20 protein-coding genes are annotated in these 22,931 nt (G+C 74.9%); 13 read left to right on the top strand and 7 right to left on the bottom strand.

Features of this window, described 5'->3' with window-relative positions; all coding sequences use genetic code 11:
* The first annotated feature begins 19 nt into the window (after positions 1 to 19).
* From ACF07S_RS16755 to ACF07S_RS16740, 4 genes are all read left to right on the top strand, one after another.
* The gene (locus tag ACF07S_RS16755) at positions 20 to 1,543 is read left to right on the top strand and encodes an FAD-dependent oxidoreductase (protein WP_391974472.1); all 1,524 of its coding nucleotides are present in this window, start codon (positions 20 to 22) and stop codon (positions 1,541 to 1,543) included.
* A gap of 99 nt (positions 1,544 to 1,642) precedes the next feature.
* The gene (locus ACF07S_RS16750) at positions 1,643 to 2,488 is read left to right on the top strand and encodes a polysaccharide deacetylase family protein (protein ID WP_391974471.1); all 846 of its coding nucleotides are present in this window, start codon (positions 1,643 to 1,645) and stop codon (positions 2,486 to 2,488) included.
* 18 nt (positions 2,489 to 2,506) lie between these two features.
* Positions 2,507 to 2,734, top strand: a complete 228-nt coding sequence (locus ACF07S_RS16745) for a hypothetical protein (protein ID WP_391974470.1) — start codon at positions 2,507 to 2,509, stop codon at positions 2,732 to 2,734.
* A 33-nt stretch (positions 2,735 to 2,767) separates the two neighbouring features.
* The gene (locus ACF07S_RS16740; RefSeq protein WP_391974469.1) at positions 2,768 to 3,511 is read left to right on the top strand and encodes a peptidyl-tRNA hydrolase; all 744 of its coding nucleotides are present in this window, start codon (positions 2,768 to 2,770) and stop codon (positions 3,509 to 3,511) included.
* Positions 3,512 to 3,641: 130 nt separating this feature from the next.
* Here the strand turns inward: ACF07S_RS16740 and ACF07S_RS16735 are convergent, their stop codons facing one another.
* Positions 3,642 to 4,442, bottom strand: a complete 801-nt coding sequence (locus ACF07S_RS16735; protein WP_391974468.1) for an aminotransferase class IV family protein — start codon at positions 4,440 to 4,442, stop codon at positions 3,642 to 3,644.
* 131 nt (positions 4,443 to 4,573) lie between these two features.
* Here ACF07S_RS16735 and ACF07S_RS16730 point away from each other — a divergent pair, with 131 nt between their 5' ends.
* Complete coding sequence (locus tag ACF07S_RS16730; protein ID WP_391974467.1) at positions 4,574 to 4,945, top strand: MerR family transcriptional regulator; 372 nt, start codon at positions 4,574 to 4,576, stop codon at positions 4,943 to 4,945.
* A 211-nt stretch (positions 4,946 to 5,156) separates the two neighbouring features.
* Here the strand turns inward: ACF07S_RS16730 and ACF07S_RS16725 are convergent, their stop codons facing one another.
* Entirely contained in the window at positions 5,157 to 6,641 is a 1,485-nt protein-coding gene (locus tag ACF07S_RS16725) for a glycoside hydrolase family 76 protein (RefSeq protein ID WP_391964836.1), read from the bottom strand.
* Positions 6,642 to 7,077: 436 nt separating this feature from the next.
* Between ACF07S_RS16725 and ACF07S_RS16720 the strand changes: the two genes are divergently transcribed.
* The 4 genes from ACF07S_RS16720 (at position 7,078) to ACF07S_RS16705 (ending at position 13,206) form a co-directional block, all read left to right on the top strand.
* A complete protein-coding gene (locus tag ACF07S_RS16720) occupies positions 7,078 to 9,138 on the top strand; it encodes a neutral/alkaline ceramidase (RefSeq protein WP_391974466.1) in 2,061 nt (686 codons plus the stop codon).
* A 151-nt stretch (positions 9,139 to 9,289) separates the two neighbouring features.
* Positions 9,290 to 10,600 (top strand): DUF692 domain-containing protein, encoded by a 1,311-nt coding sequence (locus ACF07S_RS16715; RefSeq protein WP_391974465.1) that lies wholly within the window; start codon positions 9,290 to 9,292, stop codon positions 10,598 to 10,600.
* Positions 10,601 to 10,708: 108 nt separating this feature from the next.
* Positions 10,709 to 11,491: a TIGR04222 domain-containing membrane protein gene (locus ACF07S_RS16710; RefSeq protein WP_391974464.1), complete on the top strand. Its 783-nt coding sequence runs from the start codon at positions 10,709 to 10,711 to the stop codon at positions 11,489 to 11,491.
* Between the two features lie 89 nt (positions 11,492 to 11,580).
* The gene (locus ACF07S_RS16705) at positions 11,581 to 13,206 is read left to right on the top strand and encodes an alpha/beta hydrolase (protein ID WP_391974463.1); all 1,626 of its coding nucleotides are present in this window, start codon (positions 11,581 to 11,583) and stop codon (positions 13,204 to 13,206) included.
* On the opposite strand, the gene hemQ is transcribed toward ACF07S_RS16705, so the two are convergent.
* Together hemQ and hemG are read right to left on the bottom strand one after the other, a co-directional pair.
* Positions 13,207 to 13,938, bottom strand: a complete 732-nt coding sequence (gene hemQ, locus ACF07S_RS16700; protein ID WP_391964831.1) for a hydrogen peroxide-dependent heme synthase — start codon at positions 13,936 to 13,938, stop codon at positions 13,207 to 13,209. It lies immediately after the preceding gene.
* 5 nt (positions 13,939 to 13,943) lie between these two features.
* The gene (hemG, locus tag ACF07S_RS16695) at positions 13,944 to 15,401 is read right to left on the bottom strand and encodes a protoporphyrinogen oxidase (protein WP_391974462.1); all 1,458 of its coding nucleotides are present in this window, start codon (positions 15,399 to 15,401) and stop codon (positions 13,944 to 13,946) included.
* 161 nt (positions 15,402 to 15,562) lie between these two features.
* Between hemG and ACF07S_RS16690 the strand changes: the two genes are divergently transcribed.
* On the top strand, positions 15,563 to 16,579 hold the full coding sequence (locus ACF07S_RS16690) for a DUF4349 domain-containing protein (protein ID WP_391974461.1): 1,017 nt from the start codon (positions 15,563 to 15,565) through the stop codon (positions 16,577 to 16,579).
* Positions 16,580 to 16,636: 57 nt separating this feature from the next.
* On the top strand, positions 16,637 to 18,046 hold the full coding sequence (locus ACF07S_RS16685; RefSeq protein WP_391964828.1) for an FAD-dependent oxidoreductase: 1,410 nt from the start codon (positions 16,637 to 16,639) through the stop codon (positions 18,044 to 18,046).
* A gap of 12 nt (positions 18,047 to 18,058) precedes the next feature.
* Here ACF07S_RS16685 and ACF07S_RS16680 read toward each other — a convergent pair whose 3' ends face one another.
* Entirely contained in the window at positions 18,059 to 18,379 is a 321-nt protein-coding gene (locus ACF07S_RS16680) for a hypothetical protein (protein ID WP_391974460.1), read from the bottom strand.
* A gap of 130 nt (positions 18,380 to 18,509) precedes the next feature.
* Here ACF07S_RS16680 and ACF07S_RS16675 point away from each other — a divergent pair, with 130 nt between their 5' ends.
* Positions 18,510 to 19,331, top strand: a complete 822-nt coding sequence (locus ACF07S_RS16675; protein WP_391974459.1) for a rhomboid family intramembrane serine protease — start codon at positions 18,510 to 18,512, stop codon at positions 19,329 to 19,331.
* A gap of 368 nt (positions 19,332 to 19,699) precedes the next feature.
* Here ACF07S_RS16675 and ACF07S_RS16670 read toward each other — a convergent pair whose 3' ends face one another.
* Complete coding sequence (locus tag ACF07S_RS16670; RefSeq protein ID WP_391964825.1) at positions 19,700 to 20,794, bottom strand: glutamate--cysteine ligase; 1,095 nt, start codon at positions 20,792 to 20,794, stop codon at positions 19,700 to 19,702.
* A gap of 343 nt (positions 20,795 to 21,137) precedes the next feature.
* Here ACF07S_RS16670 and ACF07S_RS16665 point away from each other — a divergent pair, with 343 nt between their 5' ends.
* The gene (locus ACF07S_RS16665; RefSeq protein WP_391974458.1) at positions 21,138 to 21,413 is read left to right on the top strand and encodes a hypothetical protein; all 276 of its coding nucleotides are present in this window, start codon (positions 21,138 to 21,140) and stop codon (positions 21,411 to 21,413) included.
* A gap of 135 nt (positions 21,414 to 21,548) precedes the next feature.
* Here the strand turns inward: ACF07S_RS16665 and ACF07S_RS16660 are convergent, their stop codons facing one another.
* On the bottom strand, positions 21,549 to 22,691 hold the full coding sequence (locus tag ACF07S_RS16660; RefSeq protein ID WP_391974457.1) for a Vms1/Ankzf1 family peptidyl-tRNA hydrolase: 1,143 nt from the start codon (positions 22,689 to 22,691) through the stop codon (positions 21,549 to 21,551).
* Positions 22,692 to 22,931: the final 240 nt, after the last annotated feature.

The raw sequence follows: 22,931 nt of genomic DNA, 5'->3' as shown, positions 1-22,931 counted from the left end.
CCGGGGTACTCGGCCCCGCATGACGGAGAAGCAGCGGGTGAGCGGCTCTTACTGGCTCCAGACCACGCCGGCCGGCCGGCACGCCGCACTGGCCGAGGACCTCGACGTCGACGTGGCCGTGGTCGGCGGGGGCATCGCCGGCCTGTGCACGGCGTTCGAACTGACCCGGGCCGGCAGGAGCGTGGCGCTGCTGGAGGCCGGGCGGATCGCGGCCGGCGTCACCGGACACACCACCGCCAAGGTCACCGCCCTGCACACGCTGGTCTACGACAAACTGCGCCGCACCCGGGGCAGCGAGGGCGCGCGGCTGTACGCGCGTTCGCAGTCCGAGGCGATCGAGCACACGGCCGACGTCGTGGCGGAGCTCGGCATCGACTGCGACTGGGAGCGCCGCAGCGCGTACACCTACGTCCGCGGCCCGGGCCGGGTCGAGGAGCTGCGCGCGGAGGCGCGGGCCGCGCGGGAGGCGGGTCTGCCGGCCTCGTTCGTGACCTCGACCGGGCTGCCGTTCCCCGTGGCGGGCGCGGTCGAGGTGGCGGACCAGGCGCAGTTCCATCCGCGCAAGTACCTGCTGGCCCTCGCCGCCGACCTGATCGCGCGCGGCGGGCGCGTGCACGAGGACACCACCGTCCTCACCCTGGAGGAGGGCTCGCCGTGCCGTCTGTCGACGTCGACCGGGGCCACGGTGACGGCCCGCGACGTCGTGGTCGCCACCCACTACCCGGTCTTCGACCGGGCCCTGCTGTTCACCCGTCTCTCCCCGCGCCGCGAGCTGGTCGTCGCCGGTCCGGTCCCGGCCGACCAGGATCCCGGGGGCATGTACATCACCACCGAGGAGAACACGCGCTCGGTGCGCACGGCCCCCCACGGGGAGGACGGCACCCGGCGCCTGCTCGTGATCACCGGTGAGCACTTCACGCCGGGCACCGGCGACACCCGGGCCCGTTTCGACCGCCTCTCCGACTGGGCCCGCCGGAACTTCCCCGGGGTGGAGCTCACCCACTCCTGGGCCACCCAGGACAACGACCCCACCGACACCGTGCCGCTGGTCGGGCCGCTGCACCCGGGTGCCCGGCACACCTACGTGGCCACCGGCTTCGGCGGCTGGGGCATGAGCGGCGGCATGATGGCCGGCCGGCTGCTCACCGCGCAGATCACCGGCGAGGAGTGCGCCTGGAGCGCGCTGTACGACCCGCGCCGACTCGCCTCCGCCGTACGGGAGGCGCCGTCGTTCCTCAAGCACCAGGCGCAGGTCGCCAGGCACTTCGTCGGCGACCGGCTGCGCCCCTCACCGCCGGTGGAGGCGCTGCCGCCGGGCGAGGGCGCCGTGGTCCGCGCCGAGGGCGGCCGGCTCGCGGTCTACCGCGACGAGGACGGCACCCTGCACGCCGTCTCCGCCCGCTGCACCCACCTGGGCTGCCTGGTCGACTTCAACGCCGCCGAACGGGCCTGGGAGTGCCCCTGCCACGGCTCCCGTTTCGACACGGACGGCAAGGTCGTCCAGGGCCCGGCGACACGGCCGCTGGAGCGGCGCGACATCTGAGCCGCCCCGCGCGGGGCGGTCCCGCCGGCCGGGTGACACCCCACCGCGCCGACGCGCGAACCGCATCGGCCGCCGCACACCACCCCCTACCTTCATACGGTGATCACACTTACACATCGTGTAGTCGCCGTCTGCGCGCTGGGTGCCGTGCTCGCCGCCTGCGCCACCGCCCGGACCTCCCCGCAGCCACCCCGCCCCGCCCCCTCCGCCTCCCCCGCCGCGCCGTCGTCACCGCCCACCCTCGCCCCCGGCCCCTCGGGCCTGACCCCGGTGTTCCGCAACGGCCCGCGCACCGGCGGCAGGACGGTGGCCCTCACCTTCGACGCCGACATGACCGCGGACCAGGGGCCCAGGGCGGCGGCGGGCGAACGCTTCGACGACCCGCGGCTCATCGCCACCCTGCGCGCGCTGCGCGTGCCGGCCACGGTGTTCATGACGGGCCGATGGGCCGAGGAGTACCCGGACCAGGCCCGCTCCATCGGCCGGGACCCGCTCTTCGAGGTCGCCAACCACTCCTACAGCCACCACGCGTTCACCGGCGGCTGCTACGGCCTGCCGACCGTCTCCGCGGACCGGATGCGTACGGACGTGGAACGGGCGTACACCGCCTTCCGCGAGATCGGGGTGCCGGCCCCGATGCCGTACTTCCGCTTCCCCGGCGGCTGTTACGACCGCCGGGCGCTCAGGGCACTGGCCCCGACCGGCGTCACGGCCGTGCAGTGGGACGTGGTCGGCGGCGACGCGTTCGCCACGGACGCGGCAGCGGTGGCCCGGCAGGTGGTGGACGGCGTGCGCCCGGGTTCGGTGGTCGTCCTGCACTGCACCCGCAGCGCGGCCCCGGCGACGGAACGCGCCGTCCGCACGATCGTCCCGCAGCTGCGCCGCCAGGGCTACCGCTTCGTGAAGGTGTCCGAGCTGATCTCGGCGGCCGGCGGCCGGGGCTGAGCGTCCTACGCTGGAAGCATGAGCGACACCGAAACCGGCACCGGCACCGGCACCGGCACCGGCACCGAGAGTTCCGGCGACTACTGTCTGATCGACGCGTCCCGGCCGCCCAGGGCCGACGGGCCTCCGTACGCGCGGTGCGTGCTGTGCCGGGAGCCGACGGAGTACCCGGAGTCGTACAAGGGCATCACCCTGTGCCCGGTCTGCGAATGGCGGGAGGCCGAGCGCACGTCCTGCTCGGGCTGACGGCGGGGCCGCGCGGGTTGGCACACTGATCCCGTGAGCAACGATCGAACGGCACCCGCCCCCGACCGCCCCTCCCGCCCCGGCCCGGGCGCCCACGACGAGGCACCCCAGTTCGTGCTGCCCCTGGTCGTCCGCATCGAGCGGGCCGCGCCCCCGCCCCGCACGGACGCCCTGGAGACGGCGGCCCGCGCGGTCCTGGTGATGCTGACCGACGAGCGCTCGGTGGGCGGCGGCGAGTGGGCGCGGGCGGTGCGCGACTGGCAGGACGCCCGCATCCGCAAGGTGGTGCGCCGGGCGCGCGGCGCGGAATGGCGCCGCGCGGAGGCGCTGCCCGGCATCACGGTCACCGGCGAGTCCGCGGAGGTCCGCGTCTTCCCGCCCGTCCCCCTGGACGGCTGGCCCAGGGACCTGGCCCGCCTCCAGGTCTCCGGGACCGACCTCGACGACCCGGACCCGGTTCCCCCGGCGGATCCGGGCACCCCCGTCCTCTGGCTGAACCCCGCCCTCGGCATGTCGGCCGGCAAGGCCATGGCCCAGGCGGGCCATGGCGCGCAACTGGCCTGGTGGGAGCTGCCGGACGAGTCTCGCGCGGCCTGGCACGCCGCGGGCTTCCCCCTCGCCGTCCGCACCGCCGACGCCTCCCGCTGGCCCGGCCTGACGACCGCCGGCCTCCCCACGGTCCACGACGCGGGCTTCACCGAGATCGCCCCCGGGAGAACCCTTGTGGTCGAGGGAGGTGATCGCTTCTGCCCTCTCCCGCGACCGCGGCGGCCGTAGGCAGGCCACTTGCGCGCTCCGGCGCCCGTACGGGGGATGCCCGCGTACGGGCGCCGGACCACCGTCGCCAGGTGGGGGGGCCGTTCCCGGGCGATCCGGCGCATGGGCATCGCTTCCGGCACTGCGCCCGTCACAGCGGCACGGGAGGTTCCGCCTCGTAAGCCCGGTGCAGCTGCTTCAGGAAGAAGGGGGCGTCCGGCAGGGGGACCGGTCCGATGCGGTGTACCGGGATTCCCGGGGTCCAGGAATTCATGACGACCGCTCCGGCCAGCGCGGGCAGGTCGTCGAGGGAGACCTCCTCGGTGCGCTGGGGGACCCCGAGGTGTTCGAGTCGGCGGCGGATGACGCCCATCGTCGTGCCCGTCAGCATCTCGGCGGCAGGCCACACCACGCCGTCACCGTCCCAGAAGGCCAGGTTCCAGATCGTGGCCTCGCTCAGCCGGCCCCGCCGGTCGACGAAGGCCGCATCGTCAAACCCCTGTTCGACGGCCTGGCGGAGGCGATACGTCTTGGCCACCTCGCCGACGTGTTTCACGGCCGGAAGTTCCCGTTCGTGCTCGACCACCGCCAGGGACAGCGGGCCCTCGGGGCCGGTCGCCGCCGGTCCCGTGCGGACCAGCAGCCGGGGCTCCACCTCGGGCCCGGCCACGGTGAACTCGCCTGCCGGGGAGTACACCGTGGCGATCAGCGAGAGGTCGCCCGGGCCGGCCCGCAACGCCGTCCGCAGGCAGGAACGGACCCGGCCGTCGGGCAGCGCCCGCCCGAACATCTCCAGCGACGCGGAGCGCAGCCGCTCCAGGTGGAGGTCGAGGCCCCGGACCCGGCCGTCGCGGACCTGCAGGGCGGTGAAGTGGGCGTAGCCCGCGAAGGCGAGGGGCGCCAGCTCCTCGGCAGTCGCCGCCAGCCCGTTGAGTTGAACAACGAAAGTCATCCTGCATCACCCGGAATCGCTCGGTGGTCGGTCAGGCACCTGTGCGCACTGCCCGCTCGGTGGGGCGACGTTAAGGCTTAACATCGGTGCGAAGGTCAAGGCGTGAAGCTCAGGCACGACGGGCGGGGACCATGCTGATCGGGGAGTTGTCCCGGCGTACCGGAGTCAGGGCGCGGTTGCTGCGGTACTACGAGGCGCAGGGCCTCCTGGACGCCAGGCGTGAGCGGAACGGCTACCGCGACTACGACGAGGACGCGGTCGTCACCGTGCGGCGAGTGCGCGCGTTGCTGGACGCGGGCCTGTCCACCGAGGTGATCCGCTCGGTGCTGCCCTGCGTCCGGGGTGAGGTGCAGGAGATGCCGGAGTTCGACTGGTGCGCGGACCTGCGGGCCGTCCTCCAGAAGGAGCTGACGGCCATGGACGACCACATCGAAGAGCTCCGACGCACCCGCGGCACCCTCGCCGGCTACCTGGCGCGCTCCCCCGCCGGTCCCACCCGCTGAGGAGCACGCCGCCCGGCGCCGCGAGAGGTGGGCACCATGCGGCCCCGGGTGGGATCGCCCCGGGCTCCTGCACGGTGGTCCCGGACCATCCGGCGCTGCGGTGACGGGGCCGGTCCCGCCGGTGCCGGGCGGGACCGCCGGACATCGTCCTCCCTCCCTTCCTCCGCTGCGGCGCCGGTCCGGGGGGAGGGTGGCCTGCCGGACGCGCCGGTCAGGGCGCGGCGTTGAACAGGTCGACGGCGCTCTGCTGGCGCGCCGCGTCCACCCTGTCGAGCGGCCCGTACCAGCGCAGCCCGTACTGGTCGAGGGCGTTGCGACCGCTCGCGTGGGCGCGGTCGGCCTGCCGCCGGAGGTAGGCGGTGTACGGGTGGTCCGCGAGCACCGCGTTGAGCCGGCCCAGCCCTCGTACGTGCGCCCCCTTGAACGACGGTCCGTCCGCTCCGCAGTCGCCGTTCTCGCACGGATCGCGCAGGATGCCGTCCGCCGTGTGGAGGCCGGCGGAGGTGGTGGCGGCGTCGGCGATCCGCCGTGCGCCGGTGAGCAGAGCGCCGTCACCCGTCGCCCGGTACAGCTCCGTCAGGGCGCCGAGGAGCACGCCCTGGTTGTACGACCACACCGTGTCGCCGTTGTTGCGGCAGGTGCTCAGGTCGATGCCGTCGTTGACCAGGTGTGAGCCGTTCACCATGCCGGTGCCCTGGAACCAGGCCCAGCCGGCCCGCGCCCTGGCCAGGTACGTGCTCTCGCCCGGCATCCGGTTGTGCAGGGCGGCGTTGAGCTGGATGTACAGGGAGTTGGCGATCGCGTTCTTGTAGGTGCGTGCGGTGCTCCACCACACCCCGCCGCCGCACCTGGAGTCCCAGTACGAGGCCATGTGGTCGGCGTCCGCGCGCGCGGTGGCGAGATAGCGGCGGTCGCCGGTCAGGTCGTAGGCGGCCACCCAGGCCAGCCCCCACCAGCCGGTGTCGTCGATGTAGTCGTTGCGGAACTGCCCGCCCTGGGCGCCCAGGTTCAGGTCGTACGTGCGGGCGATGGCGTACCGGTAACTGCCCATGCCCGACACGCGGATGTTGTCGACGACGGCCGTGAGCGCGTTCGCCGAGTTCCACCAGCCGGTGGTGTCGAACAGGCCCGTCGAGTGGTTGTACAGCGTCATCAGTCCGGTGGCCGCGGCAGTGCGCCGGTCGCCGGCGTTCCAGGTGGTGCGCGCCCAGGCGGTGCAGGCGATCTCGGGGCGGTCGCCGGCCTTGCCGCAGGCCCGCAGCGCGCCGACGCCGTGAGCGCCCCAGTCGTCCACGTTGTACATGAGGGTGCGCCAGGCGCGTTGCCCCGAGGGCACGGTGGTGTGGCCGAGCCGGCTCCCCGAACTCCAGGTCCGGCCGCCGTCGAAGGAGCGGTCGAGCCAGACCTCGTCGCCCGGGCCGCCGTTGCCGAGGGAAGCCCAGCCCATCGCGTCGGTGTCGTCGAAGTGCAGGGCGACCGACCGTGCGTGGACGGTCGCCGTGACGGGCACGCGGTCGCCGGGGGAAAGGGCGGGGTCGCGGCCGTCGCAGTGCCTGTTGCAGATGTCCGCCGCGGCGGCCGTTCCCGCCCCGCTCCCGGTGTCACCGGCCACCGCGGTCTGCGGCAGCAGCGCGCACAGGGCGAGGGCGAGGGCAGCGGCGGGCTGCCACCGGCGGAGTCTTCCGAAGGGCTTCATGGGCGGACTGCTCCCTGTCGGGGACGCCTTCCTGCCCCGGAGTCACCTGGCGCGATCGTGCGCCGGCCCGGCGCACGGGGCAGGAGGGTCGGCGGAGGTGGGGGGATGAGAGCGCTTCCGCACCGTAGTACCGGGCAGGGGGAGCGTCAATGTGCCGGGCGGGTACGGGAGCCGGCTCGCGGTGCGGCGACCGGTCGCGGACGTCCGGGCCCGTGCGGCCGGACCGGCTGGGACGCCGGAGCCCGAAAGCCGTGACCGAGGCGCACGCCCCTTGCGGCGGCTGTGGCGTGCGGTGTCCAATGGCGGCGCAGAACCTGAACGTTGCTCACGTCACGAACCGTCAGGTCCCGGGGCGCGTGCGGGCGGTCCCGCCGGCACGCGTGCGCCCGCCCGTCGTCCGTGCACCACCGGGGCGACCGAGCCGGAGGAGCAGCAGATGTCCGCGGAACGTTCCGTTCACCGCCGGCGTACGGTCCTGCGCGCGGGCGCTCTCACCGGCCTCGGGCTGACGGGCGCGCGGGTGGCCGCTCCCGGCCCGGCCGCGGCCGCCCCCGCTCGGGGCACCGGTTATCTCGTCGGCCGGGGTCTGTCCGATGCCACCGGCGAGGTGGCCGAGGTCGGCATGATGGGGTACGGCCGGTTCGACCAGCAGGCCGCCGGGCTGCACACCCGGTTGCGGGCGCGCGCGTTCGCCGTGGTCGACGAGGCGAGCGGCCGGCGGGTGATGCTGATCGTCGCCGACTCGCCGATGATCTTCGAGAGCGTGCACCGGGCGGTGCTGCGCCGGCTCGCCGAGGCGTACGGCGAGCTGTACACCGAGCAGAACGTGCTCGTCACCGCCACCCACACCCACGCCGGTCCCGGGGGCTACTCGCACCATCTGCTGTACAACACCACCACGTTCGGCTTCCACCGCAAGACCTTCGACGCGGTGGCGGCCGGCCTGTTCGAAGCCGCGCAGCGGGCCCACGAGGACCTGGCGCCGTCCGAACTGGTGTTGAGCCACGGCACGCTGACCGGCGCCAGCGTCAACCGCTCCCGTCCGGCCTTCGACCGGAACCCGAAGGCGGACCGCGACCACTTCCCCGACGCCGTCGACCCGCACACCACGCTGCTGCGGGTGGAGCGGGCCGGCCGGACGGTGGGCGCCGTCAACTGGTTCCCCGTGCACAGTACCGGCATGTCCGGGGACAACCGCCTGATCAGCGCGGACAACAAGGGGTACGCGGCCTACCACTGGGAGCGCGAGGTCCACGACGTCGACTACCTGTCCGGCGGCTCCCCGGCCTTCGTCGCGGCGTTCGCCCAGACCAACAGCGGCGACATGTCGCCCAACCTCGATCTGAAGCCGCCCACCACACCGGCGGACTTCGAGCACACCCGCGCGAGTGGGCTCCGGCAGTACGAGGCCGCCGCGGCCCAGGTGGACCTGCCGGGCGTCGGGCTCACCGGCCCGGTGGACTCCCGCCTGGTGTACGTCGACCTCTCCGACGTCACCGTGCGCCCCGAGTTCACCGGCGACGGGCGGACCCACCGCACCTCCAAGCCCTGCGTCGGCGCCTCCATGGCGGCGGGCAGCACGGAGGACGGGCCGGCCTTCCCCGGGTTCCAGGAGGGCGAGAACCCGTTCTGGGACGCCGTCTCCGACTCCCTGGTCTACACGGTCTCCCCGGAGCTCGCGCAGGCGCAGGCGCCCAAGGACGTGTTCGTGCCCATCGGCGAGGTGAACCGCCTCTACCCGTGGGTGCAGGAGCGGGTGCCCGTGATGCTGGTCCGCATCGGCCGCCTCCACCTCATCGGCATCCCGGGCGAGGTCACCGTCTGCGCGGGCCTGCGGCTGCGGCGCACGGTCGCCGGGATCGTCGGCGCGGACCTCGACGACGTGCTGGTGGCCGGGTACGCCAACGCGTACTTCCACTACGTGACCACGCCCGAGGAGTACGACGCGCAGCAGTACGAGGGCGGCAGCACCCTCTTCGGCCGCTGGCAGCTCCCGGCGCTCCAGCAGACCGCCGCCGAACTGGCCACCGCGCTGCGCGACGGCACGGACCTGCCCCTCGGCCCCGAGCCGCCGGACCTGTCCGGCACGGTGCTCTCCCTGCAGCCGGGGGTGGTGCTGGACGCGCCACCGGCCTTCCGGAAGTTCGGGGACGTGCTGGTGCGGCCTCGGGAGACCTACCGGGCCGGGGAACGGGCCGAGGCGGTCTTCGCGGGCGCCCACCCCGGCAACGACCTGCACCGCGGGGAGACGTACCTGGAGGTCCAGCGCCGGGAGCCGGACGGGACCTGGCGCACCGTCGCCGACGACGGCGACTGGTCGACCCGCTTCCACTGGAGACGCGACGGAGTCGCCGCCTCCCAGGTCACCGTCGTCTGGGACGTCCCGCGGGGGACCGCCCCGGGCGCCTACCGGATCGTCTACCACGGCGACGCGCGCGGCATCGCCGGCGCCGTCACCCCGTTCACCGGCACCTCACCGGCCTTCCTGGTGCGCTGACCCGGCCGGCGGCCGGGGCCGCCCCTCCCCGCGAACCTCAAATGTTGCTCTGAAGGTGGCCCCGGCGCGGTTCGGGGGCGTGCTCCGGGGCCATACCCACGTCACGTCCGGAGCGTGTACGGGGGCCGGACGGCCGGTGGAGGAGGGGACGATGGTGCGGTTGGGGACGGGCATCGGGTGGCGGCCGGAGATCGCGGGGGCCGTCGAGGGCATGCCGGGGATCGACTGGGTCGAGGTCGTGGCCGAGAACGTCTGCCCCGGGCATCTGCCCGATTCGCTGCTGCGGTTGCGCGAGCGCGGGGTGACCGTCGTGCCGCACGGGGTGTCGCTGGGCCTGGGCGGTGCCGAGCGGCCCGACGGGGGACGGCTGGCCGCCCTCGCCGAGCGGGCCGCGGTACTCGGGTCGCCGCTCGTCACCGAGCACATCGCGTTCGTGCGGGCGGGCGGGCCGGTGACCGCCTCCCCGCGGCTCGAGGCGGGGCACCTGTTGCCCGTGCCGCGCACCCGGGACGCCCTGGACGTGCTGTGCGAGAACGTCCGCATCGCCCAGGACGCGCTGCCCGTGCCGCTCGCCGTGGAGAACATCGCCGCGCTGATCTCGTGGCCGGGCGAGGAGATGACCGAGGGTCAGTTCCTGTACGAGCTGGCCGACCGTACCGGCGTACGGCTGCTCGTCGACGTGGCCAATCTGCACACCAACCACGTCAACCGGGGCGAGGACCCGGCCGGGGCGCTCGCCGGACTGCCCCTGGAGGCCGTCGCGTACGTCCATGTCGCGGGCGGGTTCGAGCGGGACGGCGTGTGGCACGACAGCCACGCCCACCCCGTCCCGCGGCCCGTGCTCGACATCCTCACCGACCTCGCCTCCCGCGTCTCCCCGCCCGGCGTCCTGCTCGAGCGGGACGAGAACTTCCCCGGCGCGGACGAGATGGAGCGGGAGTTGGGGGCGATCCGCGGGGCCGTGGAGGACGGGGCGCGGAAGCGGGAGGACGGGGCTCCGCGGGGCGTGCGCGTCCGTCCCGCCCGGTCCGGGCCCGGCTCCGCCGAGGCCGCCCGGCAGCGGCTCGCGCTCGCGCAGACCGCGGTGCTGTCCGCGCTGGTCGCCGGGACGCCCGTGCCCGACGGCTTCGACCGGGTGCGGATGGGGGTGCAGGCGCGGGCGCTCGCGGCCAAGCGGGCCGACGTCGTCGCCAAGGTGGCGCCCGAGGTGCCGGTGATCCTCGGCGAGGAGTACCGGACCGCCTTCCTCGCGTACGCCCAGGAGCGGCCGATGACCGGCGGCTACCGGCGGGACGCGCTGGACTTCGCCGAGCACCTGCTGGGGGCCGGGCGGCCGGGGGACGCGCGGGCGCGGCGGGAGCTGCGCGCGTGGTGGCTGGAGCGGTCCGGGCCGAAGCCGCGCTCGCGCGGGCCGGCGGTGCGGCTCGCGCGGGCCACGCGGCGGGTGTTGCTGCGGCGCTGACCGGCATCGCCCGGGGGCACCGGACGGAACGTCACATACCGGCAACACTCCGCCCGGATGGTGAACAGGGCATGGTGTTCCCACGACCGTGTCCCTTACAAACGAGTCATGTTCTGGGTCCCTTTTCTGCTCCTGGCCTGGGCCGTCGCCGGTGCGGCGTGCCTGCGGCTGTGTCTGGCCGCCGTGCGCGGGGCCGCCGCCGCGCCCGGCTCCGACACGGGAGGGGGACGCGACCTGACGCTGTACGAGGCCGCGTTCCTCTCCGGCGGCCCGGGGCGGGTCGCCGACGTCGCCCTCGTCGCGATGGCCCGCCGGCGGCGGCTGCTGCTGGCGCACACCGGCTGGGCGACGGTGGTCGATCCGCACGGGCGGGACGAGATGGAACGGTCGGTGATAGGGGCGATAGGGCCGGACGGGCAGTCGCCCCTCGCGCCGGTGCGGGCCGCCGCGGCGACCGCGGACCCCGTGCGCGGGATCGCCGAGCGGCTGGCCGCCGCCGGACTGGCGGTGCCCGACGGCGCCGGGACGACGGTCGCGGACGCGGTACGGCAGGTGCGGCTCGCCGCGACGGCCGTGGCCGGGCTGGGCGCGGCCGCGCTGCTCATGCCCGTCCCGCTGGACCTGCCGCGCCATCTGCTCGCCCTATGGTTCGCGCTGCCGCTGACCCTGGCGGTGGGCTGCCTGGCCATCGCCCGGTTCGAGGTCCACCCGTACGCGCGCTGGGCCTCCCCGGCCGGACAGCGCCTGCTGGACACCCTGCCCTCCGGTACCGGCGACACCGGCGACGACCGCGCGTACCTCACCCGTGTGGCGGTGCGCGGCATCCGCGCGGTGGACGAGCCGGAACTGCGCGCCGCCTTCGCGCACCGCACGCCCCCCGGGAGGCATTGACACCGACACGGCGGCCGACGGTCCTTGCCTCACACCACCATCGAACGAAACATCCCTTTTGTCGCCACCGTGCACCGAAGGGACAGTCCATGAGAACAGCCGCCGTCCACGCGGCCGCCGGGTCCTTGCTGCTCACCACCCTGGCCGCCGCCCCGGCCGGCGGCGCCCCGCACCCGCCGGCCGCCGCGGCCGGCGCGGCCGAACTGCGCGGCACCGCCGTGGCCGCCGCGCGCGCCGCGGACGAGGGCATCGACTTCGGCCCGTGCCCCGGGGGACAGGAACTGCCGGGCACCGTCCGGTGCGGCACCCTCCGCGTCCCGCTCGACTACGCCCGCCCGGACGGCCGGCGGATCGAACTCACCGTCAGCCGCGTCCGGGCCACCGGGAAGGACCCGGACAACGACAGGCGCAAGGTGCCCCGCCAGGGCGCCCTGGTCCACAACCCCGGCGGTCCGGGCGCCGACGGCCTGTACTTCCCGATGACGGGCGTGCTCCCCGAGTGGAAGCGCGTCGCGGCGGCGTACGACCTCGTCGGCTACGCCCCGCGCGGGGTGGGCCGCTCCGCGCCGCTGTCCTGCACGGACCCCGGGACGTTCGCCGAGGGCCCCGCGGAGGCACCGGTCCACCCCTCACCGGCGTACAAGCGGGAACGCGTCGCGCGGGCCAAGGCGTACGCGCGGGGGTGTGCCGAGCGGGCCGGGGACGCGCTGCGGCACTACCACTCGCTGAACAACGCCCGTGACCTGGACGTGCTGCGCGCCGCGCTCGGCGAGAACCGCCTGACGTTCTTCGGGGCGTCCTACGGAACCTACTTCGGGGCGCTGTACGCCACGATGTTCCCCTCGCACGTGCGGCGGATGGTGTTCGACTCGGCGGTGGACCCGGCCCCGCAGGAGATCTGGTACCGCAACAACCTGGACCAGTCGGCCGCGTTCGAGGACCGCTGGGCGGACTTCCGGGCCTGGGTCGCCCGGCACGACGACGTGTACGGGCTGGGCGGCACGGCGCGGAAGGTGCAGGACGCCTACGACCGGGCGAGCGCGCGGCTGGCGGAGGAACCGGCGGGCGGGAGGGTCGGGCCGGGGCAGTTGCAGGCGGCGTTCCTGCGCGCCGGGTACTACGACGACCACTGGCCGCACCGCGCGCACGCGCTGTCGGCGTACCTGAAGGGTGATCCGGGGCCGCTGGTCGAGCAGGCCCAGGCCTATCCGCAGGCGGCGGCGGAGGCGGAGAACGCGCGGGCGGTGTACCTCGCCGTGGAGTGCAACGACGGGCCCTGGCCCACGGACTGGGCGGTGTGGGACCGGGACAACACCCGGCTGGCGCGCCGGGCGCCCTTCGAGACCTGGGCCAACGTGTGGACCAATCTGCCCTGTGCCTACTGGCGGGCGCCGAGGCAGCGGCCGCTGGACGTGCGCGCCGGGAGCGGTGAGCTGCCGCCGACGCTGATCCTGGCGGCCGAGCGGGACGCGGCCACTCCCTACGACGGTGCGCTGGAGCTGCACCGGCGGCTGGCGGGGTCGGCGCTGGTGACCGAGCGGGACGCCGGCAGCCACGGCATCGCGGGCGGGCCCAACGCCTGCGTGAACGGCCACCTGGAGGCGTACCTGCTCACCGGCCGCGTCCCGGGGCGGCGCGCCTCCTGCGCCCCGCGCCCGGAACCGGAGCCGCGGACGGCGGACCGGCGGGCCGGGAAGGTCCGGCCCGCCGTCTGATCAGGCCAGGCCCGCGACCAGCTCCGCGACGTCCTTGCGGCGGCCGGTGAAGAACGGGACCTCCTCGCGGACGTGCATCCGGGCCTCCGAGCCGCGCAGATGGCGCATGAGATCGACGATGCGGTGCAGCTCGTCGGCCTCGAAGGCGAGGATCCACTCGTAGTCGCCGAGGGAGAAGGAGGCGACCGTGTTGGCGCGCACGTCGGGGTAGCCGCGGGCCATCTTGCCGTGGTCGGCGAGCATGCGGCGGCGGTCCTCGTCGGGCAGCAGGTACCAGTCGTAGGAGCGCACGAAGGGGTAGACGCTCACATAGTCGCGCGGTGTCTCGTCGGCGAGGAACGCCGGGATGTGCGACCGGTTGAACTCGGCCGGGCGGTGCAGCGCCATGTTCGACCAGACCGGCTCCAGCGCCCGGCCCAGCCTGGTCCGGCGGAAGAGGCTGTAGGCCTCCTGGAGCTGGTCGGCGGTCTCGGCGTGCCACCAGATCATGACGTCGGCGTCCGCGCGCAGGCCCGACAGGTCGTACGTGCCGCGGATCTTGACGTCCTTGGCGGCGAGCTGGTCGAACAGCCCCTGGACCTCGTCGGCGTATCCGGCGCGGTCCTCGGGGAGCACGTCCTTCAGCCTGAAGACGGACCAGAGGGTGTAGCGGATGACCTCGTTGAGGTCCTTGGCCAGCTTGCCCTTGTGGGGGATCCGGTCGGGGGCGGGGGTGGTGGCGTCGTCACTCATGTCCCTTATTCTCCCGCTCCGCCGTGGAGGCTCTCCACCGGGTCGGCGGTGAGCCGCCGCACACCGCCGAGGTCACCGTCGATCCGGTCGACGGCGGCGTACGCGCTCGCGATGCACGCGGGGACGCCGACGCCGTCGTAGGCCGCGCCGCACACGGCCAGCCCGGCGAGGCCCGCGAGGTGTTCACGGACGCGGGCCACGCGCGCGTGATGGCCGACGGGGTACTGGGGCAGGCCGTCCCGCCAGCGGGTGACGCGGGTCGCCACGGGGACGGCGGCCAGGCCGGTGGCCGCCCGCAGGTCCTGCCGGGAGACCTCCACGAGGTCCGCGTCGTCGCGGCGCAGGATCTCCGTCTCGCCGTGGCGGCCCACGGAGGTGCGCACCACGACCAGGTCCGGGTTCTCCTCGGCGATCCAGCCCCACTTGTGCGAGGCGAAGGTGGACGCCTTGATGGTGCGGCCGTCGACGGGCGGCACCAGGAATCCGCTGCCCTCGGGCAGCTCGGTCTCCGCGCGGCGGTAGGCGAGGGTGATCAGCGCCATGGAGGCGTACTCGACGCCGGCGAGTTCGGCGGCGGCGCCCGGCGCCTCGGCCCGCAGCAGCCGGGCGGCGGCCGGGGCGGGGACGGCCACGACGACCGCGTCGGCGTGCCGGACCCGGCCCCCGGCGACGACCCGCCAGCCGTCCTGGGGTGCGCGGCGCAGCTCCGTGACCGGCGTGCCGGTGAGGATCTCCGCGCCGCGCGCCCGCACCGCGTCGGCGACGGCGAGCGGCAGCGTGCCCACGCCGCCCGCGATGCCCATGAAGACGGGGCCGGTCCGCGGCGAGGCGGCGGCCTCCGCCTGGATCTCGCGGACGCCCTCGGTCAGGGAGGTGTGGGCGCGCGCCGCCCGGAACAGCTGCGGGACCGCCGAGCGCATCGAGATGCGGTACGCGTCGCCCGCGTACACCCCGCCCAGCAGGGGCTCCACCAGCCGGTCGACGACCTCTCGGCCCAGGCGCGCCGCCACGTACCCGCCGACCGCCACGTCCTCACCGACCTCGGTGCGGGGCAGGTCGGCGTCGCGCCCGATCCGGGCGAGCCCTTCGTCGGACAGCACCCCGGCGAGGGCCGCGGCGGTGCCCGGTACGCCCATGACGTGGCCCTTGGGCATGGGGCGCAGGGCGCCGCGGGTCCACAGCGCGGCCGTGGCGGTGGCCGGCGGCCGAAGCCGGTCGGCGAGGCCCACCTCGCGGGCGAGGCCGACCGCCTCGGGGCGGCGGGCCAGCAGCGACTCCGCGCCGAGGTCCACGCGCGCGCCCGCGATCTCACCGGGCAGCAGTTTGCCGCCGACCCGGTCCGACGCCTCCAGCACCGTCACCCGCGCCCCGCGCTCCAGCAGCCGGTGCGCGGCGGCCAGCCCGGCGATCCCCGCTCCGACGACGACGACCCGCCGGCCCTCGCCCGCATGTGATCCGCTCATGGCTCCACCCTCTCAGACCGCCACCGGCCGTCCCACCGGGGCCGTGTGGCCCCGCCGAGTCCCTACCGTGACCGCATCGGGACCGTCCGGCGCAAACGTTCCGCACCCCCCGCGGCGTCGAAGGTACGTCAGTTGTCACCAGGCCCCGGGGGGAATCCCGCATGCGCACACCACGATCCGTACGACCCGCCCACGCCCTGGCGGGGGTCCTGCTCGCGGCGGTCCTCGCCGTCACCGGCTGCAGCGGCGCGGACGACGCCTCCAGCGGTTCGGCGGCCGCCGGCGACAGGGCCGCCGCCGCCCCGGCGGAGGAGCGGGCGGGGGCGTCGGAGGAGGGCGCGCGGCAGGGCGCCCCCGGCGGCTCGGCGGACGGTTCCCGGGCGACCGCGCCACCGGGAGCCGCCGCGAACCACGTCATCCGCACCGCCTCCCTGACCGTGCGGGTCGAGGACGCCCCGAAGGCGCTGGACCAGGCCCGCGCGGCGGCCGAGGACGCGGGCGGCTACATCGGCGACGAGACCACTACCGGGGACGGGCGGGGCCACGAGCGCACCCGCGTGGTGCTGCGCGTGCCGGTCGCCGCGTACGAGGAGGTCCTCGCCGAACTGGAGGGCACCGGCAAGCTCATCGAGCGCAGTGCCAAGGCGCAGGACGTCACCGACCAGGTGGTCGACGTGGAGAGCCGGATCACCACGCAGCGCGCCAGCGTGGCCCGTATCCGCGAGCTGATGGACCGCGCCACCAGGCTCAGCGACGTGGTCACCCTGGAGGGCGAACTGAGCACCCGCCAGGCCGACCTGGAGTCCCTGCTCGCCCGGCAGGCGTCCCTGAAGGACCGCACGGGCCTGGCCACCATCACCCTGTCGCTGTCCGAGGCGCCGGCGCAGAAGGCGGCGAGGGACGACGGCGATCCCGGCTTCGTGGACGCGCTCGCGGGCGGCTGGAACGCGTTCGTGACGATGCTGCGCTGGCTGGCGGTGGCGTTCGGCGCGGTGCTGCCGTTCGCGGCGGTGACGGCGCTGCTCGTCCTGCTCTGGCTGAAGGCCGTACGTCCCCGGCTGCCCCGGCGTCCGCGGACCGCGCCCCCGGTGGGCGTCCCCGGGTCGCTGCCCGTGGCCCCGCCCGTTCCCGGCCCGGCCGCGGAGCGCGGCGGCGCACGGCGGGACGGAGCGGGCTGAGCGGCGGCGAGGAGGGCCGGCGGGGCCCGAAATCCCCCGGCGCCGTAGCGTGTTCGCATGAGTATGAGCGAGGGCACGGACGGTGCGCGGGGCACGGGGGAACGCCTGGTGGTGATCGGCGGTGACGCCGCGGGGATGTCCGCGGCGTCACAGGCCCGCCGGCTGAGGGGCCCGGACGAGCTGGAGATCGTGGCGTTCGAACGCGGCCGCTTCACCTCCTACTCGGCCTGCGGCATCCCCTACTGGGTGGGCGGTGACGTCACCGAGCGGGACGCGCTGATCGCCCGCACCCCCGAGGAGCACCGCGCGCGGGACATCGATCTGCGGCTGCGCACCGAGGTCACCGAACTCGACCCCGCCCGGGGCCGGGTGCGCGCGCGTGACCTCGACAGCGGGGCCGAGACCTGGACGTCGTACGACAAGCTCGTGATCGCGACCGGCGCACGCCCGGTCCGGCCGGAGCTGCCCGGCGTGGACGCCCCCGGGGTGCACGGCGTGCAGACCCTGGGCGACGGGCAGGCCCTGCTCGACACGCTGGCGCGCACCCGGGGTCGCCGCGCGGTGGTGGTCGGCGCCGGATACATCGGCGTGGAGATGGCCGAGGCGATGATCAAGCGCGGCTACGAGGTGACGGTCGTCAACCGCGGCGAGGAACCCATGGCCACCCTCGACGCCGACATGGGGCGCCTGGTGCACCGGGCCATGGAGGGCATGGGCATCACCATGGTCAACGACGCCGAGGTGACCGGGCTGCTCACGGGGGACGACGGCCGGGTACGGGCGGTGGCCACCCGGGACGCCGAGTTCCCGGCGGACGTCGTCGTGCTCGGCATCGGGGTGCGCCCGGAGACCACCCTGGCGCGGGCCGCGGGACTTCCCCTGGGGGAACACGGCGGGCTGCTCACCGACCGCTCGATGCGGGTGCGCGGGCAGGAGAACGTCTGGGCGGGCGGCGACTGCGTGGAGGTGCTCGACCTGGTCTCCGGACAGCTCCGGCACATTCCGCTGGGCACGCACGCCAACAAGCACGGCCAGATCATCGGCGCCAACGTGGGCGGCGACTACGCCACCTTCCCCGGCGTGGTCGGCACGGCGGTGAGCAAGGTCTGCGACCTGGAGATCGCGCGCACCGGCCTGCGGGAGAAGGACGCCCGCCGCGTGGGCCTGCGCTTCGAGACGGTCACCGTCGAGTCGACCAGCCGCGCGGGCTACTACCCGAACGCCTCCCCCATGACGGTGAAGATGCTCGCCGAACTGCGCACCGGACGTCTCCTGGGCGTCCAGATCGTCGGCCGCGAGGGCGCGGGCAAGCGGGTCGACATCGCGGCGGTCGCCCTCACGGCCGGGATGACGGTGGAGCAGATGACGGCACTGGACCTCGGCTACGCCCCGCCGTTCTCCCCGGTCTGGGACCCGGTGCTGGTGGCGGCCCGCAAGGCGGCGGCGAAGATCCGCGGCTCCGCCTGAACCGGAGCGCGGCTACGCCGTCCCGTTGATCCGCTCGATGGCCTGCCGCGCCTGCTCGGCCGGCGGCCGGGACGGCAGCGACGACACGGAGCTGGCGGAGGGCACCGGGGGCGGCTGCTCCCCCGCCGGCTTCGCGTGGGCCGCCGCCCGCGCGGACCGCAGCCGGTGGCTCACCGCCTCCTCCAGCGTCACCGGCCGCTGCGTCTGGGAGGCGAGCCGCGCCGCCTCCTGGCCGAGCCGGGCGACGTCCTCCCAAGGGAGGCGCACCACGAGCGTGAGCTCGGCCTCGCCGTCGGGCAGCGCGTGCATCGCGGGAGTCACTCGGTCGTTCATCGCCTGTCCTTCACGTCGGTCCGCGGCCCCTTCCCGGCGCCGTGGGCGGTCGACGGGTGATACGCACGGCCGGACGGCGGTGTTCAGCCCGTCGCGGATTCACCGACCGGCGCCCGGGCACAAGGGGGACGTGGTCATCCCCGTCCATGACGTGAACCCGGCACGGCGCACCCCCTGGGTGACGTACGCGCTGCTCGCCGCCGACCTCGTCGTCTTCGTGTTCCTCACGCCGGGCGGCCCCGGTTCGCCGGCCGGTGCGAGCCATCTCGCGCAACTCTGCGATCTCCAGGCGTTCCTGGAGCGGTACGCGGTGGTGCCGCAGGAACTGATCCACCACCGGATGCCGCCGCTGGTCCCCACCGGCGACACCGGGACGGGGCCGCACGGCCCGGGCTGCGTGGTGGGGCCGCCCGGATACGACAAGTCCCCGGAACTGAGCGTCCTCACCGCGATGTTCCTGCACGGCGGCTGGCCGCACCTGCTGGGCAACCTGCTCTTCCTGTGGATCTTCGGCAACAACATCGAGGACCGCATGGGGCACGTGCGCTTCCTGCTGTTCTACGTCGTCTGCGGCTACGCGGCCTCCTACGGCTTCGCCCTGCTCGACGCCGGCTCGGGCGAACCCCTGATCGGCGCCTCCGGGGCGATCGCGGGGGTGCTCGGCGCCTATCTGGTGCTGTACCCGACGGCACGCGTCTGGGTACTGGTCCCGTTCCTCGTCTTCCTGCCGCTGCGACTGCCGGCCTGGATCGTGCTGGGCCTGTGGTTCGTGCTCCAGGCGCTCTACTCCGCCGGCCAGGGCGTCTCCGACGCCGGCACCGTCGCCTACGCGGCCCATGTGGCCGGGTTCGCGGCCGGCATGCTCCTCGCCCGGCCGCTCAGGCCCGGCACTCCCCCACCGCCGGAACCGCGCGGCATCCTCTTCGGACGGCGGGTCCGGCGGGCCCGGTGAGGGCCCGCCGCACCGGCGGGCGACACGCAGAGGGATGCGGCGGATCGCCGGACGCGGGACCACGATCCGGCGTCCGTCCGCCGCCGGTCGGGGGCGCAGGCGGTCGGGGAGGTCCTCGAGCAGGCAGGCCGGTGTCCCGGCGCCCTGGAGCAGGACTTCCAGGTACCCCCCGGCAGCCGTGCGTCCCCCCTGTGCCGCCGGGAAATCCGTGGTCGGCTGCCGCCCGTGCGCGGGGAAGTCTCCTCCAGCGCTCCGGTCCGGACAGACGCGGCGGCCTCCGGCGGCATCCCGCCGTCCGGCGGTGCATCCGCTTCTTTTCTTCCCGGCCGGCCCTTCCGCGGACTCGTCGGGCCCGGCGTTTCGCGGGGTCACGGCATGGTGCTGTCGTTCGTGATCAGGTCGATGACCGCGCGCAGGCCCCCCGCGGCGAGGGCGGCGCGCTGCCGCTCCGCGCCGGTGCCGTGGCGCAGGAGCCGGTGGGCCAGGGCCGTCACCTCGCCGGTGTCGCCGGAGGCGTCGAGGGCCGGGGCGACGTACCGCAGGAGCCGGCTCAGCACGTCACCGGCGTGGCGCCGGCGGCCGCCGGGGTCGATCAGGGTGCCGCTCAGGCCATGGCGGGCCGCGTGCCACATGCCGGCCCGCAGCAGTTCGGGAGCGCAGTCCGGTGCGGGCACTCCCGCGGCCGCCTCCCCCAGGGCGGTCTCCACGAGCGCCCTGATGATCCCGGTGAGCATGACCGCGTCGTCCACGCGCAGCTGGACGTCCGGGCACCGCACCTCCACGGTGGGATACCGCTCCGAGAGGCGGGCCTGCCAGTACACCTGCCCGGTGTCCGCGATCAGACCGCATTCGAGAAGCCGGCCCACGCGCCGGTCGTAGTCCGCGGCGTCACGGAAGTACGGCGGCAGCCCGGCGACGGGCCAGCGGTTGAAGATCATGGTGCGCCAGCTGGCGAAACCGGTGTCGTGGCCGTCCCACAGCGGAGAGTTCGCCGACATCGCCGTCAGCGTCGGCAGCCACACCCGCAGCCGGTTCAGGACCTGCACGCCCGCCTCACGGCTGGGCACCGCGACGTGCACGTGCATGCCGTTGACCAGCTGCTCCGCCACCAGTTGGGGAGCCTGCGCGAGCATGGTGCGGTAACGGGTCCGGTCGGTGACGGCCACCGGACCGTCGCCGCGCAGCGGCGGTGTCGCGCCGGCCGCGACCCGACAGCCGTGGGCCTCGGCGGCAAGCCCGACGGCATACCGCAGGCGCAGCAGGTGGCCCCCGACCTCCTCCAGGCCGGCGCACACCGGGGTGGCCACCTCGAGCTGCGCCTGCAGCAGCTCGAACTGCACCTCCTGGCCGCCCACGAGATCCGTCAGACCGGCCGACCTGAGCACCTTCTCCGCCTGTGGCACCGGAAGACCCAGGACGGGGTCCACCAGCAGGTACTCCTCTTCCACGCCGACGGTCGTCATCGGTGGTCGTCTGTTCCGCCCGGTGCCGTGATCCGGCTCGCGGTGACCTGGCTGACACCCCTCACGGCGATGACCACCTCCACAGAGGTGCAATGGTGTCGGGTACACCCGAGTGCCGCAACCGGTCCGCCGCAAACCCGTCCCGCCTCGTCCGGAAAGCGCCGTCGCGCGTGTGCCGGGCCCTGCCGGGGTACCCGGGCCGGCCGGGGAGATCCGGAGGACCGCGGGGACGTGACACCGGCTCCTTCTCCACCGCACGAACGGGAGCGGGCCGTGCCGAGGACCGTCGGGGACCGGACCGTCGAGCGGCCGGGGGCCCGTGGAACCGACAGAGGAGAATCCCATGACCGACCGTGACGACCACCGGTCCGCACCGGCATCCGGCATGCGCGCGGACCACGACGGCCACCGCACCCGAGCCGGCGCGGACTGGCCCCGGCACACCGAAGCGGTGGACGACGCGCTGCCCGAGGAGACCGCCGAGGCCCTGGAGGAGGAGGCTCCCGTGCGCAAGGCCGTCGACGACGACACCGGCACCGCCGCCTTCACCGGACACGACGCACAGGACGAGGGCCCGCTCGCCCCCACGTTCCGGGAACCGGCCGACGGTGCGCGATGACGGCCCGGGTGACCGGCCGTTCCCCGTCCGGTCGGTGCGCAGCGACCCCGGGGGAGGGGTGGTCGCCGGGGACCCGGTCGACGCCGGCCGGTCCCGGCATCCGCTGCGTGGCCCCCTCTCCTCCCGCGCGTCCCGTCAGACCGGATTCGGTTCGTACGACCAGCGCAGCAGGGCGCCGAGGCCGCCTGCCGGGACGTCGGGGCCGTCCTCGTCCGACGGCGGGACGATCAGTACGTCGGCGGCCGTGACGGCGGCCGACCGCAGCAGCGCGTCGTCGGCGCGTGCGGAGACCGGGTCGCTCTCACCGAGGATCCGTGCGTCGGTCCGGCGTGTCGCCAGCTGATCGGGTTCGGCACCCACCCATGCCTCACGACCCAGTTCCGGCCCGTCGGGCCGGATGAGCAGCGTGTCGATGCGGTGCTCGCGGGCGGCCTCGACCAGGGCCGGGACGCCCTCGACCGCGTCGGTCGGCCTGTCGGTGCCGACTCGTCCGGCGCGGAAGCGGTCGAGTACCTCCTCGACGCGACGGCGCGTGTACTGCCGCCGCGCCCGTTCTATGGCCTCCTCCAGAGGGACGGAGGACGAGCCGGTGGCCCGGCCGCCGTGTTCGGTCTCCACCGTGACCTTGCGGACCTCCTCGGGGAGCCTTTCGTGCACGGCGGGCCGTTCGCGGGGGTCTCCGACGAGGACGACCAGGTCGGCACCGCACTCCTCGTAGGTGGAGCACAGTGCCTGGGCGATCTCGCCGGCGTTGTGCTCCCAGGTGTTCTCGACCTTGAGCTGGAAGTGCCGCTCGGACCAGTCGGCCGAGGCCGTACGGCGAACCGGCTGCTGCCGCCCCTCGACGTGTCCGGCGTCCTGCGGGCCGGTCACCCCGCGCAGCTCGAAGTCGGCGCCGGTCCGGTCGATGTACGCCACGAGGCAGGCGGGGTCCTGGCCGGACAGCTCCAGCAGGGGCGTCAGCCGCGGCAGCGGAGCCCAGCAGGCGACCTGACGCCGCGGCGGCCGGGAGAGGCGGTGGCTGAGCACCACCTCTCCCCCCGCGGCGAAGACCACTCGGCCCGCCGGGTCCTCCGCGGGGCCGATGTCCGTCAGGGCGTCGTGCACCGCCTGGACGGTCGCCGCGTCCGCACCCTCCTGCTGCAGCGTCCGGCAGGCCTGCCGTACGGACAACTCGCGCCGCTTGGCCCCCGACTCGTCGTTCCGAGCCGAATCGAAGTACACGGTGGCCCACGGGCCGGGGCGCTCGAACAACGGCCCCAAAAATGACAGTTGCATGCCTTCTCCTCGTTTGTCCCTGATGTCGGCCGAGTGCCCGAAGGGCCGGGAGGGACACGCGGCGGATCCCCCGGGACTCCGCCACGACGCGGACGGCCCTCCCGTGCGCGGGCGATCGGGCCGGCCGCGCGGTGAGGTCCCCCGCGGAAGCCGCGGACGCCACGGGAGGACACCCGGCGGCGCCGGTGTCCGGGAGGCACCCGCAGGGGACGCCGAGCGGGCCCGCTCCCGGCCGCCAGC

Origin of the sequence: Streptomyces sp. NPDC016640, from assembly GCF_043076215.1 — a bacterium.
Lineage (GTDB): Bacteria > Actinomycetota > Actinomycetes > Streptomycetales > Streptomycetaceae > Streptomyces.
Note: the sequence above shows the minus strand (reverse complement) of the source record. Positions and strands in the feature narration are given on the sequence as shown.

Excerpts from the sequence above, each read along its gene's own strand:
- ACF07S_RS16670 (WP_391964825.1), bottom strand. The coding sequence starts at position 20,794 with ATGACGACCGTCGGCGTGGAAGAGGAGTACCTGCTGGTGGACCCCGTC.
- ACF07S_RS16665 (WP_391974458.1), top strand. The coding sequence starts at position 21,138 with ATGACCGACCGTGACGACCACCGGTCCGCACCGGCATCCGGCATGCGC.
- ACF07S_RS16680 (WP_391974460.1), bottom strand. The coding sequence starts at position 18,379 with ATGAACGACCGAGTGACTCCCGCGATGCACGCGCTGCCCGACGGCGAG.
- ACF07S_RS16660 (WP_391974457.1), bottom strand. The coding sequence starts at position 22,691 with ATGCAACTGTCATTTTTGGGGCCGTTGTTCGAGCGCCCCGGCCCGTGG.
- ACF07S_RS16745 (WP_391974470.1), top strand. The coding sequence starts at position 2,507 with ATGAGCGACACCGAAACCGGCACCGGCACCGGCACCGGCACCGGCACC.
- ACF07S_RS16710 (WP_391974464.1), top strand. The coding sequence starts at position 10,709 with ATGTTCTGGGTCCCTTTTCTGCTCCTGGCCTGGGCCGTCGCCGGTGCG.
- ACF07S_RS16725 (WP_391964836.1), bottom strand. The coding sequence starts at position 6,641 with ATGAAGCCCTTCGGAAGACTCCGCCGGTGGCAGCCCGCCGCTGCCCTC.
- ACF07S_RS16720 (WP_391974466.1), top strand. The coding sequence starts at position 7,078 with ATGTCCGCGGAACGTTCCGTTCACCGCCGGCGTACGGTCCTGCGCGCG.
- ACF07S_RS16715 (WP_391974465.1), top strand. The coding sequence starts at position 9,290 with ATGGTGCGGTTGGGGACGGGCATCGGGTGGCGGCCGGAGATCGCGGGG.
- hemG (WP_391974462.1), bottom strand. The coding sequence starts at position 15,401 with ATGAGCGGATCACATGCGGGCGAGGGCCGGCGGGTCGTCGTCGTCGGA.
- ACF07S_RS16730 (WP_391974467.1), top strand. The coding sequence starts at position 4,574 with ATGCTGATCGGGGAGTTGTCCCGGCGTACCGGAGTCAGGGCGCGGTTG.
- ACF07S_RS16690 (WP_391974461.1), top strand. The coding sequence starts at position 15,563 with ATGCGCACACCACGATCCGTACGACCCGCCCACGCCCTGGCGGGGGTC.
- ACF07S_RS16755 (WP_391974472.1), top strand. The coding sequence starts at position 20 with ATGACGGAGAAGCAGCGGGTGAGCGGCTCTTACTGGCTCCAGACCACG.
- ACF07S_RS16685 (WP_391964828.1), top strand. The coding sequence starts at position 16,637 with ATGAGTATGAGCGAGGGCACGGACGGTGCGCGGGGCACGGGGGAACGC.
- hemQ (WP_391964831.1), bottom strand. The coding sequence starts at position 13,938 with ATGAGTGACGACGCCACCACCCCCGCCCCCGACCGGATCCCCCACAAG.
- ACF07S_RS16735 (WP_391974468.1), bottom strand. The coding sequence starts at position 4,442 with ATGACTTTCGTTGTTCAACTCAACGGGCTGGCGGCGACTGCCGAGGAG.
- ACF07S_RS16705 (WP_391974463.1), top strand. The coding sequence starts at position 11,581 with ATGAGAACAGCCGCCGTCCACGCGGCCGCCGGGTCCTTGCTGCTCACC.